This window comes from Leucobacter sp. gxy201 (genome assembly GCF_051043335.1).
Classification (GTDB): domain Bacteria; phylum Actinomycetota; class Actinomycetes; order Actinomycetales; family Microbacteriaceae; genus Leucobacter.
In genome coordinates, this window is record NZ_JAMXWS010000004.1 from 39,996 (window position 1) to 54,535 (window position 14,540).

Below are 14,540 nucleotides of genomic sequence, written 5' to 3' on the forward strand. Positions count from 1 at the left end.
ATCTTGCGGCAAGTAAACTTGTGACATGGAATCAGCCCCGCTCATCCTTGACAGTGCCCATCGGCACGGTGTTGCGGATGCGGCGATGCTCCATGCGCTCCGCTACCCAGTCCGGCACTTCGTGCAAGACGATGCGATGACTATGTTCATCGGCCCCGACGAGACCGGCACTCTGGTCGAAGTCGGGGTCATCGAATGGCACGGTGTGATCGCGATCGCACACGCGATGCGTCCGGCCCGACCCAAATACTTGAGGTGAACATCATGGCTCCACGCTCTATCGAAGACATCAAGGCACGTGCCGACGAGTTTGCGGATGCGTTCGAGAACTACGACCCGAAGCCCGGCGACGCAGACGCTCCGTTGCCCCCGGTGATGGCGGTCAAGCTCGCTGCCTGGCGGCGAGACGCCGCTGAACGAGAACTCGCTGAAGCGGTGCGCATCGCCCGCGAACAGCGACTCTCCTGGCGCGAGGTGGGCGAAGCGATCGGTACCAGCGGTGAGGCCGCACGCCAGCGCTACGCCAGTGCGTGACTGACCACGGATGGGTGATTTTGTGCTGCTTGACTCGTCGTTCTGCCCGGGGTGCTCGCAGGACCTGGTGCTGCTTCTCTGTGGGTGAGGGTCGACGGCGGTGTCGTCTTTGGCCTTGATCTGCGCTGAAGTATCTCGTCGAGGTTCAGCTCGGCGCAGAGCGCCAGCTTGGCCTGCCAAAGCCTGACGGTGGGTGTCCCGGGGGCAGGACACCCACCGTTGCAGGCGGTTAGATTCGCACCTTGTTGGCCGTGAGAACGATCTCGTCGCCCGCATGAATCTGGGCTGCGTACTCGCTCAGCTCCGGGTCTGTCAGGTCACCATCGTGCTGCTGGAAGATGCGACGCAGCGCGGGCTTAATCTCTTCAACCGGTCGGCCCTTGTAGCGATCTGCGAGATTCTTCAGGTCTCGTGTATACCCTGCGGCCATATCGTTTACCACCAACTGGAATTCATTCTCCAAGAGGCGCTTGAGCTCTCGATCGTTCCACTGAATCTTCATTGTAATTTGCTCCTTCTCCGGCTTGCCGGAGTCGATAGGAAGCATGACCGTGACGAATGCAGGCGGGGAAATGTGGGGCTGCCGCGGATCCCGGCAGCCCCACGGACGCTATCCCTTTCCTAGGGTTGAGCCAGTCTTCGATTTTGCAGACTTGCTCGACTTGGGCGACTGCAAAGTCTTCCCTGCCGTGCTCAGTGCCTTCTTCGACGGCTTTCCAGGTCCTCTAGCTTTCGCCATGATGATCATCCTTCCTGTTTCGAAAGTAGGCCGTTGCGTGCATAGCGCTCGCAAAAGAGGCATATGGCCTCTAGAGTCGATATGTCCGCCAAGACAACCGGCCCCGTCCTACAGCAGTCAGAAACCTGACCAGGTAGGTCGGGGCTTCTTGCTGCATGCACAACGGTAGCCGACATCGCAGACATTTACGCAGTTGAATAATTCCAGGTCAGAAGTGTGTTGTGGACAAACCGGCACTCCTATGCGGGGAGCTCCAATCGCATCGCAACGTGATTTATGCTCCGACCAGGCTCGAAAGTATGTTCGATAATTACACAGCTGTGATTCATCCCGGTATGAAACTGTGGATAACTTCGAAGCGTTGCTGTCAAAATAGTTATCCACAGGTGCCATTTGCGGCTCCATCGCTGCCGACTCGGTCAGGTGAAAAGCTAATAATGCCTACTATGCAGCGTTCAAGCGGTGCGTGTCAGGGGGGCAGATCCTCGAATTTCTTGTGAAGACTAAGCCTCGTCCGCCACGACAAGCACGCTCGTCAGGGGGATCTCGTTCCGCCACCGCTCAGGTAGCTTTGCGTAGTTCTCGATCACGAGGCTCACGACGTCTTCACCACTGAGGAGGCGCAGGCCGGGGCGCTGCTGTTCGATCATTCTTGCGTCTTTGCTGTAGGTTCCCAGAGTTACGAATAGCGAATGTTCTCCGGGGCCTTGAGTGCCGACGAGTCGGTGGACATCAGGAGAGCCGACGGTGCCGGTGAGGTGTTTGCATTGCACCTTAATCTGCGGTGGTTCTACCCCGAGCGGGTCTCGGTGTGCAACAACGTCGACGCCCCCGTCCTGGGAGTACTGGGTGACGCGTGCCTGATAGCCGAGCGCGCGAAGCAGTGCTGCCGTGAACTCCTCGAACTCACGGTGGGTGATGTTCTTATGGAGCGTCTCAAGTACGAAGTCGCGGGTGTGCCGATCGATGCGCGATGCGCGTGGCTCGTCGCTGACTGCATCGTCACTCTCGCGCACAGCTACTTGGTCAACGGCAATCGTTACGGCATCTATGGATGCGTCATCCGATGTGAGCGCCGCAAGGAACTCCTTGTAGTGGCTACGCACGCGGAACACGGTGATGGCCGAGCCGATCTCGTACAGAGCGCTCTGCGAGAAGACGGTTCGCGGGATGCCGACTTTCTTCCATTCGACCGCATGGCGGTGACGGTGCGTTGGGGCATCGGCGACATACTCGTACGCTCCAGTGATCACACCGATGTTGATGGTTGAGTCGGGTTTATAGGGGGCGATCACGGTGTCGCCGACGCGTATCTCGTCACGAAACCGGAAGAGTACGCCGGCCTGGTTCGCAATCGAGCGCTGCTTCGCGTTCGGCTCCTGCTCTGCGAGCACCTGCTTGATTCCGTTGCGGCCGTGAGGGATATGGCGAAGGTCGCCGACATTATCCCAGCCGAGACTGACGAACGCATCGTCAATGAGTTCGGTGGTCAACGTGTCATTGTGGATGCCCCAGACGTTCATGCTGGCCTTTCGAGAGAAGCGGTTTTCTGAGTCTATGAGGTAAGACGAGGAAAGTTGAGGCGGCCGGAAGTAATCGCTCCGTGGGCTTGGGGGACCCGCCGCGCAGTTGTGCGGGCCGACCGGTGCGTCCGGTCTACGGTGAGAAGGACGCCCGCGAAACGACCCGACCGGAAGGCCCCGAAAGAGATGCGCATCATTCCCGCCGCCCGCCCGAAGATCCGAGCCGCCCTCGCGGTCTCGGCGCTGCTGACCCTCGGCCTGGCACTCACGGCATGCGGTGATGATGCCGAGGAGCCGACGCCGACAGCCGCACCCGAAGCGCCGTCCACGGAGGTCATCGAGCTCGCCCCGTTCACCGACGAGGGCGAGCTCGCCGCAGGGTGGTCGCTCGACGAGTCCGCGCTCGCCGGCGGCGGGTCGGTCTCCGCCGAGTACTGCGGCCCCTCCGAGCACGGCGCCGGTGAGAACACGGTCTCCTGCGGATCGAGCGCCGACGCGACCTCCGCCTGCTGGCTCACGGAGCGCAGCACCCAGATCGCCTGCCTCGACGAGGCGCTGCCTGAGGAGCAGGCGCTCCGGCTGATCCCGCTGAGCGGGCCGGCCCCGGCCGAGACCGCGGCGGCGGAGGATCCGATGCCGTTGTGGCTCGAGCTCGAGGACGGGTCCGTGTTCGCCTCGGTGAATGGCGGGGCGTTCATGCCGCCGGAGGGCTACCTGGTCGCGTACACCGTCATCGACGGCGGTGACGCGTTCGAGGAGATCGTCGTGCCCGACGACGACTCGGCACCCGTCATCGATACGAGCGGAGACCAGTGGAGCGTCACCGTCGGCGTCGATGGCGAGCAGGACGTGGAGACGCGGAAGGTCGAGCGCGCCTGGCTGCTCGCCGGTCGCACCGCACCGCAGCCCGTCGAAACGGGCGCGGCGGTTGTGAACGGAAGCTGGTGCGAGGCTCCGCAGAGCGAGAACGGATACGGGTGCGTGAGCGTGGCGCTGCCGAACTTCACGATCGAAGACCGGGGCGAGACCTGGCCGTTCACCTACGTCTCCGAGCCGGAGGCCGACGGCACGATTGTGCTCGACATGGAGGGTGCGCCCTTCGGCACCTACTATCCGGCGGGGGTGGCGATCCCTACGGAGGTGCTCATGGGCACCGCGGACATCCCCGACCAGGAGCGCATCTTCAGCGGTCAGAGCGGGATGCTGCTGATCCGCGCCTGAGGCGCACGTGCGCGAGGCCGTGGACGGCCTCAGGGCAGCGGGTGATCGCCCTTCACGACGAAGAAGGTGCCGCGGATCTCTCCGGCCAGCTTCGAGCGCTGACGCGCCCACTTGAAGGCCGCGAGCTCTTCGGGCGGGTTCATCCCGTCGCTGAGCTTGAACCCGACCGCGCGCTTGCCGCCCTCGGCCTTGGTCCACAGCACGTTCACGCCCAGACCGTCCTGGAAGTACAGGGTGGGCCAGAACAGCTCGTCGTCCTCGTAGACGAACACCTCGAGGATGGGGGAGGCGAGCTCGATGCCGCGCTCCTCGCGCAGGATCCGCTCGACCCACGCCACCACGTCGGCCCGCTCGGCAGGGGCAGCGGTGACGTAGTCCGACCGGTACTTGTTCGCGAAGTAGCGCGCCTCGTTCGCGCGCAGTCCCGCCAAGGCCGGGGCGACCGGCGAGGTCTCCAGCCCCTCCGGGGAGATGTCGGTGTAGCTCACATCGGTCATGATTCGGTCCTCTTCTCGTGAATGCGTATGCCTGAAGCGTATGCGCTCGCCCGTGCCGCGACTTCTCGATTCCTGACCGATCTCGGGCAGTCATCCGGCCGCATCCGCAGCGCTCACCGCCGCGAGCGACATCACGGCGTTCACCAGGGCGATGTGCGAGAGCGCCTGCGGGGTGTTGCCGGCGTGCCGGCCGCTCGAAGCCTCGACCTGCTCCGAGATCAGGCCGACATCGTTCTGCAGGGCGCAGAGCCGTTCGGCGAGGGCGCGGGCGTCATCCATCCGGCCCGAAAGCGCGTACTGGTCGACGAGCCAGAACGAGCAGGCGATGAACGGGTTCTCCGTCGTTCCGAGCCCGTCGCCGTCCTCGGTCTCGCGATAGCGGTGCAGCAGGCCCTCGTGCATGAGCGACTGCTCGATGCGTGCGACGGTGGCGAGCATGCGCGGGTCGTCGGCGCGGCAGAAGCCGGTGTTCGGGATCAGCAGCAGCGACGCGTCGACCTCATCGGAGCCGTAGGACTGGGTGAAGTAGCCGTCGGGGTGGACGCCCTCGCTCTCGATCTCGGCCCTGAGCCGATCGCGGGTGCGCTCCCACTCGGCGAGCGGCCCGTCGAAGCCGTGCTGCTGCACGCCGCGGATGGCGCAGTCGAGGCCCGCCCACATCATGATGCGGGAGTGCGTGAACTTGCGGGGCGTGCCGCGCATCTCCCAGATGCCCTGATCGGGCCGATCGAGATTGTCGATCAGGTAGCCGACGAGGGAGCGCTGCAGCGACCACGAATAGCCGGTCTCCGTAAGGCCGGCGTCGCGGGCGCGGCTGAGCGCGGTGAGGGTCTCGCCGATCACGTCGGCCTGGTACTGGCGGTATGCACCGTTGCCGATGCGTACCGGTGTCGAGTTCTCGTAGCCGGGCAGGCTCTCGAGGGTCCACTCGGCGAGATTCCGTTCGCCCGCGATGCCGTACATGATCTGCAGCTGGGCGGGGTCGCCGGCGATCGCGCGCAGCAGCCATTCGCGCCAGTGCTGGGCGATGTCGAGGAAGTCGTAGCGGATGAGGGTCTCGAGGGTGAGAGCCGCATCGCGCAGCCAGACGTAGCGATAATCCCAGTTGCGCGGGCCGCCGAACTCCTCGGGCAGCGAGGTGGTAGCAGCCGCGACGATCCCGCCGGTGTCGTAGTCGGTCAGCGCGCGCAGCACCAGCAGGGATCGCTTCACGGCTTCGGAGTGGAGGCCGTCGGCCGTGATGCGGTCGGCCCAGCGCCGCCACCAGGCGTCGGTGCGCTCGATCGCTTCATCGCAGTCGAGGGCCGCGGGCGGGGCGAAGTGGGAGGGGAACCAGGTCATCGAGAGGTCGACGCGCTCGCCGCCCGCCACCGCGACCCGACCGGCATGACGGTGGTCGGACGCCGTGAGCCGGGCGCCGCGGAAGATCAGCGAATCGGGGCCCGCCGTCGCGAGCAGCGCCGGCGATTCGTCGGTGCCGACCTGGCGCACCCAGGGGATCACGCGGGCGTAGTCGAAGCGCATCCTGAGCTGCTGCGCGAACTCGACCGTGCCGGTCACGCCGGTGATGCGACGCAGCAGGTCCGAGCGGCGGGCGAGGTCGCGGTGCCGATGGTCCATGGGCATCAGGTCGCGCACCTCGGCGACACCGGTGGCCGTCTCCCAGCGGGTGACGAGGGTGAACGTACCGTCTTCGTAGCGCCGGGTCGCGGTGGCATTCGGGTCGGTCGGCTGCAGGCTCCAGTGCCCGTGGCCGTCGTCGCCGAGGAGCGCTGCGAATACGGACGGCGAGTCGAAGCGGGGCACGCACAGCCAGTCGACGCTGCCGTCGCGCGAGACGAGGGCGGCCGAGCGGCAGTCGCCGATCAGTGCATAATCCTCTATCGGTTCGCTCACATCGCCTCCCGTCCGTGATCTCATTATCCGCCCGGAGGCTGCGCGATTACAGCGCGAGCGTCGCGGCCTCCTCGGCGAGCGCCTCGCGCACCGCGACGAGCGCGGGATTGCGCCCCGATGCTGCGCGGGCAGCCGTGAAGACGGTGCGCCGCGGGTCGCCCGGCAGCTCGATCGAGCGGGGGCGGGAGGCGGCGCCGGCGTGCACGAGGTCGGGAAGCAGGGCCGCGGCATTGCCCGATTCGATGAGGCGCAGATGCACCTGGAGGTCGGCCGACTCGTAGCGCACGTCGGGCTCGAACCCCGCCTGCCGGCAGGCCTGCTCGGCCCAGTGGCGCGTCGCCGCCCCCTGCGGCTCCATGACCCAGGGCAGTTCGGCGAGGTCGCTCACGCGGGTGACGGCGTCGAATGCGGCGTGGCCGGCGCCGAGGGGCGGCAGTCCGAGGCGGATCCGGTCGTGGACGAGCTGCACGCGGTCGAGGCCCGCGAAGTGCGGGGTCGAATGATCGGGGTAGTGCTCCGCGATGACGAGGTCGAAGCTGCGCGCCCGGGTCTCGTAGAGCGCCGCGCCCGGCTCGTACTGCACTGCCTCGACCCGGAGGCCGGGGTGCCGTTCGCGCAGCCGGCGCAGGGCGCCCGGCACGATCGCGAGCATGGCCGACTGGAAGGCGGCGATGCGCAGCGCGCCGGTGACCTCCGAGCGCAGCTCGAGCACGCGCGCCTCGGCGCGCTCGAGCCCGGCGAGCAGACCCTCCGCCTCTGCGGCGAGCGCCTCGCCCGCGGGGGTCAGCTCGAGGGTGCGCCCCGTGCGGCGCAAGAGGGGTACGCCCGCCTCCTGCTCGAGAATTTTCAGCTGCTGCGACACCGCCGACGGCGTGTAGCTCAGCGCCTCGGCGACCCGCGCGACGGTGCCGCGCGCGTGCAGCTCCCACAGCAGCCGAAGCCGCTTCATCTCCATCATGACTCGCGTCTCCCCTCATTCATGCAGTTCAGCTTCACATTACCCATCAGAAACAATCGCTTTACTTCACTGATCGGTCGTTGCAGCCTGGTGGCACAGCACGTTCCCCGGCGCAGGGCTCCTTCGCAGGCCCCGGAACCCGGGAGCACCGGCACTCGAAAGGCACCTCAATGACGACTGCTCGCCCCCAGGATCTCGCCGACGACGCCATCGCCCTGGTGCGGCGCTGGCTCGCCGAGGCCGCGGAGATCCCTGCCGATGCCTCTGCGGAGCGACTCGCGGGCGTTCTGCGCGACCCGAACGGCCTCGACTTCACGGTCGGCTTCGTCGACGGGGTCGTGCGCCCCGAAGACCTCGGCGTCGCCGCGAAGAAGCTGGGGCAGCTCGTACCGCTCACCCCGGAGTTCCTCCCCGCCCCCATGCGCGCGGCGATCGGCCTCGGCGGTGCGACCGCGAAGCTCATGCCCGGCGTCGTCGTGCCCATCGCCCGCAGGGTGCTGCGCGAAATGGTGGGCCACCTCATCATCGATGCGAGCGACGCGAAGCTCGGCCCCGCCATCGCGAAGATCAAGCGCAGCGGTGCCCGCCTCAACATCAACCTGCTCGGCGAAGCCATCCTCGGACAAGAGGAGGCGGAGCGGCGTATCGCCGGGACCCATCGACTGCTCGCCCGCCCCGATGTCGACTACGTCTCGATCAAGGTCTCATCGACCGTCGCCCCGCACAACCACTGGGCCTTCGACGAGGCGGCCCGGGGCATCGAGCAGCGCCTGCTGCCGCTCTTCGAACGCGCCGCCGCGGCCTCGCCGCAGAAGTTCATCAACCTCGACATGGAGGAGTACAAGGATCTCGACCTCACTCTCGAGGTGTTCACCCGCATCCTCGACCGCCCCGATTTCCTGCAGCTCGAAGCCGGCATCGTGCTGCAGGCGTACCTGCCCGATGCGCTCGCCGCGATGATGCACCTGCAGGAGTGGTCGGCCGCCCGTGTCGCCCGCGGCGGCGCCCCCATCAAGGTGCGTCTCGTGAAGGGCGCCAACCTGCCCATGGAGCTCGTCGACGCCGCCGTTCACGGTTGGCCGGCAGCCACCTGGGGCAGCAAGCAGGAGTCGGACACGAGCTACAAGGCCGTACTCGATTACGCCCTCACCCCCGAGCACGTGCGGAACGTACGGGTCGGCATCGCCGGCCACAACCTCTTCGACGTCGCCCTCGCCTGGCTGCTCGCGCAGGCGCGCGGGGTCGCCGGCCCGGGCACTGCGGGCCGGCCGGCGATCGAGTTCGAGATGCTCCTCGGCATGGCGACCGGGCAGGCCGAGGCCGTACGGCGCGAGGTCGGCTCACTGCTGCTCTACGTGCCCGTGGTGCATCCCGAGGAGTTCGACGTCGCGATCGCCTACCTCATCCGCCGTCTCGAAGAAGGCGCGAGCCACGAGAACTTCATGTCGGCCGTGTTCGAGCTCAGCGACGACGCGGCCCTCTTCGCGCGCGAGCAGCAGCGCTTCCTCGCCTCGCTCGACGCGCTCGGGGCGATCACCGCGGGCGGCGACCCAGCGGACTACGCGGTGCCGCCCGCCAACCGAGATCAGGATCGCGCCGCGTACGACGACGCGGGCGCCGAAGCGCGCATCGAAGCAAGCGTCGCTGCCGGGCGCGCAGGCGGGTTCGCGAACACCCCCGACAGCGACCCCGATCTCGCCGGCAACCGCGCCTGGGGGCGGGCCATCGCGGGCCGCATGGTCGGCTCGCGGCTCGGAGTCGACCTCGTCGCCGCAGCGCAGGTCGACTCCGCAGACGACCTCGACGCGATCATCGCCCGAGGCATCGCCGCCGCCGCCGCGTGGCAGGCGCTCGGCGCCGACGAGCGCGCCCGCATCCTGTACCGCGCAGGCGAGCAGCTCGAGAATCGCCGCGGCGCCCTGCTCGAAGTCATGGGCTCGGAGTGCGGCAAGACGCTCGACCAGGGCGACCCCGAGGTGTCGGAGGCCATCGACTTCGCCAACTACTACGCGATGCTCGGCCAGCAGCTCGATCGCGTGGACGGCGCCGCCTACCGGCCGCAGAAGCTCACCGCCGTCATCCCGCCGTGGAACTTCCCGGTCGCGATCCCTGCGGGGGGTGCGCTCGCCGCGCTCGCCGCGGGCTCCTCCGTCGTCATCAAGCCCGCCACCAACTCGGCGCGTTCGGGCGCGGTCATGGTCGAAGCGCTGTGGGAGGCGGGCGTGCCGCGCGACGTGCTGCAGCTCGTGCAGTTCGAGGATCGTGCACTCGGTTCGCAGCTCGTCGCCGACCCGCGCGTCGACCGGCTCATCCTCACCGGCGCCTACGAGACCGCGGTGGCGTTCCGCGAACTGCGGCGCGACCTGCCGATCCTCGCCGAGACGAGCGGCAAGAACGCCATCATCGTCACTCCGAACGCCGACCTCGACCTCGCGGCGAAAGACGTCGTGCAGTCGGCCTTCGGCCATGCCGGCCAGAAGTGCTCGGCGGCGTCCCTCGTCATCATGGTCGGGTCGGTCGCGACATCGAAGCGCTTCCGCGGGCAGCTGCTCGATGCCGTGCGATCCCTGGAGGTCGGCACCCCCGAGCACCTCGAGACCCAGATGGGCCCCATCATCACCGCGCCCGACGGCAAGCTGCTGCGCGGCCTCACGACTCTCGGCGAGGGCGAGACCTGGCTCGTCGAACCGCGCCCGATCGAGAGCGGCAGCCCGCTCGCGGCCGACCGGCGCGGCGGCAACAAGCTGTGGAGCCCGGGCGTGCGCGATGGGGTGCGGCGCGGCTCGGAGTACCACCTCACCGAGTACTTCGGCCCCATTCTCGGCCTGATGACCGCCGGCACCCTCGACGAGGCGATCGACATGGTCAACGAGATCGACTACGGCCTCACGAGCGGCCTGCACTCGCTCGACCGCGACGAGCTCGCGCGGTGGGCGGGCCGCATCGAGGCCGGCAACCTGTATGTCAACCGCGGCATCACGGGCGCGATCGTGCGCCGCCAGTCGTTCGGCGGCTGGAAGAAGTCGGCGATCGGTGCGGGCACGAAGGCCGGCGGGCCGAACTACCTGCATGGGCTCGGCGACTGGGTCGATGCCCCGGTCGCCGCCGAGCCCCGTGCCCCCCGCCCGGCCGCCGCCCCGCTCTTCGCCGCCGCCCAGCGCACGGGGATCACGGGCGAAGAGCTCGAGTGGCTGCGTGCGGCCCTCGGTTCGGACGCGACCGCCTGGGCCGAGGAGTTCGGGGCGGCCCGCGACGCCTCGCAGCTCGGCGTCGAGCGCAACCTGCTGCGCTACCTGCCGGTGCCGGTCGTGATCCGCGCAGCGGCCGATGCGACGGCCGTGCAGGTCGTGCGGGCGGTCGCGGCCGGCATCGCCGCCGGGGCGACCCCCGAGCTCAGCACGCCGGTCGCGCTGCCGCAGCCGATCATCGATGCGCTGAGGCTCGCCGCGGTCGAGGTGCACTTCGACGACGATGCCGCGTGGGCGGCGCGCGTCGCCTCGCTCGCGGCGCGGCAGGGCCCGCACGCCGGAGCGCGGGTACGCATCGTCGCGGGCGACTCGCGGGCTTCGGTCGTGGCGGGCGTGCACGCCGCTGCCGGCGGCAAGCCCGACGTGGCGGTGTACGGCGGCGAGGTCGTATCGGCCGGCCGCGTCGAAATGCTGCCGCACCTCCATGAACAGGCGGTCTCGATCACGGCGCACCGCTTCGGTACGCCGAACACGCTTTCGGACGGGCTGCTGTAGCCCGGTGCGCGGGCCGGTAGTCTCGACAGACCCGGCCCATCGGCCCGCTGGGGCCAGACAGGAAAGGATGATGATGTCCAACCAGGTGTATCTGTACATTGCGCTGGGGGTCTACTTCGCCGCGATGATCGCCATCGGCGTCTTCGCCGCGCGCAAGACGAGCGACCACGAGGATTACATGCTCGGCGGGCGCAACCTCCCGCCGTGGGTTGCGGCGCTCAGCGCCGGCGCCTCCGACATGTCGGGCTGGCTCATCATGGGTCTGCCGGGAGCCGTCTATGTCGCGGGCCTCATCGAGGGCTGGATCGCGGTCGGCCTCACCATCGGCGCCTACCTCAACTGGCGGCTCGTCGCCCCGAGGCTGCGCGCCTACACGCAGGTGTCGAAGAACTCGATCACGATCCCGAGCTTCTTCGAGAACCGCCTGCGCGACAGCACCCGCATCCTCCGCGTGGTGTCGAGCCTCGTCATCCTGGTGTTCTTCACCCTCTACATCTCGTCGGGCATGGTCGCCGGCGGCAAGTTCTTCGAGAGCGCGTTCGGCTCGAGCTACATGCTCGGCATGCTGCTCGTCACCGTCGTCACCCTCGCGTACACGATGTTCGGCGGGTTCCTCGGCGCCTCCCTCACGGACGTGGTGCAGGGCCTCATGCTCGTCATCGCCGTGGTCGTCGTGCCGGTGGCCGCCATCATCGCCGTCGGCGGCGTCGGCGAGGCGACCGAGCTGATCACCTCGCTGCGCCCCGAGCACTTCAACGTCTTCGGCGAGGCCGGGGCGACGAGCGTCACCATTCTCGGCATCGCCTCGGGCCTCGCCTGGGGTCTCGGTTACTTCGGCCAGCCGCACATCATCGTGCGGTTCATGGCGCTGCGGAAGCCCGCTGATGCGAAGGCGGGGCGCCGCATCGGCATCACCTGGCAGATCGTGTCGCTCGCGGGCGCGGTGCTCGCGGGGCTCATCGGCGTCGCCTATGTCGCGAAGAACGACATCGATCTCGCCGACCCCGAGACCGTGCTGCTCATGATGTCGCAGACGCTCCTGCACCCGCTCGTCTCGGGCCTCGTACTGGCCGCGGTGCTCGCCGCGATCATGAGCACCTTCTCGAGCCAGCTCATTGTCTGCTCGTCGGCCCTCGTCGAAGACCTCTACAAGGTCGTGCGCAAGACGCCACCGCCCGAGAAGACGCTCGTCGTGCTGGGGCGCGCCTGCGTGCTCGGCGTCGCGATCATCGCCGCGATTCTCGCGCTCGTGCCGAACGACACCGTGCTCGGGCTCGTGAGCTTCGCCTGGGCGGGCTTCGGCGCCGCCTTCGGGCCGATCGTGCTGCTGAGCCTGTACTGGCGCAAGCTCACCAACTGGGGCGCGCTCGCCGGCATGGTCACGGGTACCGCGACAGTCTTCATCTGGAAGGCATTCGAAACGGGCCTCTACGAGCTGCTGCCCGCGTTCATCGTCGCGACGGTCGTAGCCGTCGTCGTGAGCCTCGCGACCTACCGCCGCAACGATGAGATCGAACGGGAGTTCAGCGACACCGGCGCCATGGTCGTCGTGAGCTGAGCCGGTGCCCGCTCGTCGGCCGATACTCGGGCCCTGCGAACGCGGTGGTCGCCCTGAGCGAGGTCGCAGGCTAAGCGTCGACGCGGCGCGTCAGGCGCATCACGGGGATGGTGCGGTCGGTCATGCGCTCGTACTGCGCGAATCCCGGGCTCAGCGCCTTGAAGCCCTCCCAGGCGCGGTCGCGCTCTTCGCCGACGAGCTCCTCCGCGCACACCGCGAACTCGCCCCGGCCGGCGGCCTCGACGGTCGTATCGGGGTGCGCGAGCAGGTTGTGGTACCAGGCGGGGTTCTGGGGCGCGCCGCCCTTCGATGCGGCGATCAGCCAGGTGTTGTCGGTGTCCCGGATGCTCATGGACGGCGTGATGCGCTCCACGCCGCTCTTCGCGCCGGTGTGGTGCACGAGCAGCAGCGAGTCGCCGAAGCCGCCGACGTTGCCGTCGTTCGCACGGAACTCCGCGATGATGCCGTCGTTGAACTCCGAGAACTTGTTCGTCATGGTCGAGGGCTCCTATCCGTTGGGGTGCGTGCCTCGTCTGCTGCCTACAACAGCGGCGCGCCTGTGCACTATTCCCGAGCCGATGCTCCCCGGCCGATGCGTGCGGAACCCCCGTCGGCTTCGGGGGGAATGGAGTCGGCGGGGGTGGCTTCGCGCTAGATGAGCGCGGGGCTGGGGATGAGGTGCCCCATGCGCTCGCGCTTGGTCTCGAGGTACTGCCGATTGTGCGGGCCGACGCCGACCACGAGCCCGACGCGCTCGTCGACGTCGATGCCAGCGCCGGCGAGCTGCGCGACCTTGTCGGGGTTGTTGGTGAGCAGCCGCACCCGGCCGATGCCGAGGTCGTCCAGCATCTCGGCCGCGGCCCGGTAGTCGCGGGCGTCGGCGGGCAGGCCGAGCTCGAGATTCGCGGTGAGCGTGTCGGCGCCCGACTCCTGCAACCGGTATGCGCTGATCTTGTTCGCGAGCCCGATGCCTCGCCCCTCGTGCCCGCGCAGGTAGAGCACGACGCCGCCGTGCTCGTGGATCATCTCGAGCGCCGCCTGGAGCTGCGGCCCGCAGTCGCATTTCAGGGATCCGAATGCTTCTCCGGTGAGGCACTCGGAATGCACGCGCACGAGCGGCGCCTGCTCGCTCAGCGCGCCGTCCGCGATCAGGGCGAGGTGATCGACTCCTGCCGCCTCGTCGCGGTAGGCGATGGTGCGGAAGACGCCGTGGGCGGTCGGCAGCATCGCCACCGCCCGCCGTTCGACGGGCACCGGTCGCGGAGCGGCGGCGCCGAGGTCGGGGCGGTCGAGGGCCGGGGTCGCTGCGACCGCCGCGGCGTCTGCTGCGGCGAACGGCCGCTCGATGGTGTCGGGGTGCATGACTGATTCTTCCGGGGAGGGTTGGGGGAGTGGGGCGGGATCAGGCGCGGTGCGCGCGGCGGTCGAAGGCGAGCGCCGAGAGCGCGAGCGCCGAGACGAGGAGGCCGAAATCGCGGAGGGCGATGTCGAGGTAGCCGCCGACCGAGACCAGGCTGACGATGATGCCCGCGAGCCAGACGGCGACGAGCAGACCGCCGAAGCGGGGCACGATCGCGACGACGATGCCCGCGACGATCTCGATCGCGCCGACGATCATCATCGCGGTGCGCGCATCGCCGGGGATGAGGTCGTCCATCCACGGTGCCAGGTAGCGCTCCCAGTCATCGGTGAGCAGCCGCAGGTACTTGTCGAGCCCGAAGAGGATCGGCGCGACCGTGAAGACGGTGCGCAGCAGGAGAAAGGCGAGCCGGGCGCCTCCGTCGGCGAGTCCGGTCGAACCGTCGGTGCCGCGGGTGAGATGCGTGGTGGACATGGTGTGCTCCTCTGGACTGTCCGGTGCGATTTTCTAA

General features: G+C 68.2%; 12 protein-coding genes and 1 pseudogene. 5 read left to right on the top strand and 8 right to left on the bottom strand.

Going from position 1 to position 14,540, the window contains the following annotated elements:
* Window positions 1-25 precede the first annotated feature (25 nt).
* Together NHL51_RS07475 and NHL51_RS07480 are read left to right on the top strand one after the other, a co-directional pair.
* Window positions 26-259: a hypothetical protein gene (locus NHL51_RS07475; RefSeq protein ID WP_434142830.1), complete on the top strand. Its 234-nt coding sequence runs from the start codon at window positions 26-28 to the stop codon at window positions 257-259.
* Window positions 260-264: 5 nt separating this feature from the next.
* Window positions 265-534, top strand: a complete 270-nt coding sequence (locus tag NHL51_RS07480) for a hypothetical protein (RefSeq protein ID WP_434143198.1) — start codon at window positions 265-267, stop codon at window positions 532-534.
* A 229-nt stretch (window positions 535-763) separates the two neighbouring features.
* On the opposite strand, the gene NHL51_RS07485 is transcribed toward NHL51_RS07480, so the two are convergent.
* Together NHL51_RS07485 and NHL51_RS07490 are read right to left on the bottom strand one after the other, a co-directional pair.
* A complete protein-coding gene (locus NHL51_RS07485) occupies window positions 764-1,036 on the bottom strand; it encodes a hypothetical protein (RefSeq protein ID WP_434142831.1) in 273 nt (90 codons plus the stop codon).
* A 740-nt stretch (window positions 1,037-1,776) separates the two neighbouring features.
* Window positions 1,777-2,796 (bottom strand): restriction endonuclease, encoded by a 1,020-nt coding sequence (locus NHL51_RS07490; RefSeq protein ID WP_434142832.1) that lies wholly within the window; start codon window positions 2,794-2,796, stop codon window positions 1,777-1,779.
* Window positions 2,797-2,982: 186 nt separating this feature from the next.
* Here NHL51_RS07490 and NHL51_RS07495 point away from each other — a divergent pair, with 186 nt between their 5' ends.
* Window positions 2,983-4,017 carry a hypothetical protein gene (locus NHL51_RS07495; protein ID WP_434142833.1) on the top strand — a complete coding sequence of 345 codons (1,035 nt, stop codon included), beginning with the start codon at window positions 2,983-2,985 and terminating at the stop codon, window positions 4,015-4,017.
* Between the two features lie 29 nt (window positions 4,018-4,046).
* Here the strand turns inward: NHL51_RS07495 and NHL51_RS07500 are convergent, their stop codons facing one another.
* The 3 genes from NHL51_RS07500 to NHL51_RS07510 form a co-directional block, all read right to left on the bottom strand.
* The gene (locus tag NHL51_RS07500; RefSeq protein WP_434142834.1) at window positions 4,047-4,514 is read right to left on the bottom strand and encodes a phage tail protein; all 468 of its coding nucleotides are present in this window, start codon (window positions 4,512-4,514) and stop codon (window positions 4,047-4,049) included.
* A 90-nt stretch (window positions 4,515-4,604) separates the two neighbouring features.
* Window positions 4,605-6,410 carry a glycoside hydrolase family 15 protein gene (locus NHL51_RS07505; protein ID WP_434142835.1) on the bottom strand — a complete coding sequence of 602 codons (1,806 nt, stop codon included), beginning with the start codon at window positions 6,408-6,410 and terminating at the stop codon, window positions 4,605-4,607.
* Window positions 6,411-6,456: 46 nt separating this feature from the next.
* A complete protein-coding gene (locus NHL51_RS07510) occupies window positions 6,457-7,368 on the bottom strand; it encodes a LysR family transcriptional regulator (RefSeq protein WP_434142836.1) in 912 nt (303 codons plus the stop codon).
* A 170-nt stretch (window positions 7,369-7,538) separates the two neighbouring features.
* Here NHL51_RS07510 and NHL51_RS07515 point away from each other — a divergent pair, with 170 nt between their 5' ends.
* Both NHL51_RS07515 and putP read left to right on the top strand, forming a co-directional pair.
* The gene (locus tag NHL51_RS07515; protein WP_434142837.1) at window positions 7,539-11,111 is read left to right on the top strand and encodes a proline dehydrogenase family protein; all 3,573 of its coding nucleotides are present in this window, start codon (window positions 7,539-7,541) and stop codon (window positions 11,109-11,111) included.
* A 73-nt stretch (window positions 11,112-11,184) separates the two neighbouring features.
* A complete protein-coding gene (gene putP, locus NHL51_RS07520; protein WP_434142839.1) occupies window positions 11,185-12,669 on the top strand; it encodes a sodium/proline symporter PutP in 1,485 nt (494 codons plus the stop codon).
* A 70-nt stretch (window positions 12,670-12,739) separates the two neighbouring features.
* Here the strand turns inward: putP and NHL51_RS07525 are convergent, their stop codons facing one another.
* From NHL51_RS07525 to NHL51_RS07535, 3 genes and pseudogenes are all read right to left on the bottom strand, one after another.
* Window positions 12,740-13,165: a nitroreductase/quinone reductase family protein gene (locus NHL51_RS07525; RefSeq protein WP_434142840.1), complete on the bottom strand. Its 426-nt coding sequence runs from the start codon at window positions 13,163-13,165 to the stop codon at window positions 12,740-12,742.
* Between the two features lie 155 nt (window positions 13,166-13,320).
* Window positions 13,321-13,917: pseudogene (gene ribA / locus NHL51_RS07530) on the bottom strand (GTP cyclohydrolase II); the annotation flags it as partial.
* 154 nt (window positions 13,918-14,071) lie between these two features.
* On the bottom strand, window positions 14,072-14,503 hold the full coding sequence (locus tag NHL51_RS07535) for a hypothetical protein (RefSeq protein WP_434142841.1): 432 nt from the start codon (window positions 14,501-14,503) through the stop codon (window positions 14,072-14,074).
* Window positions 14,504-14,540: the final 37 nt, after the last annotated feature.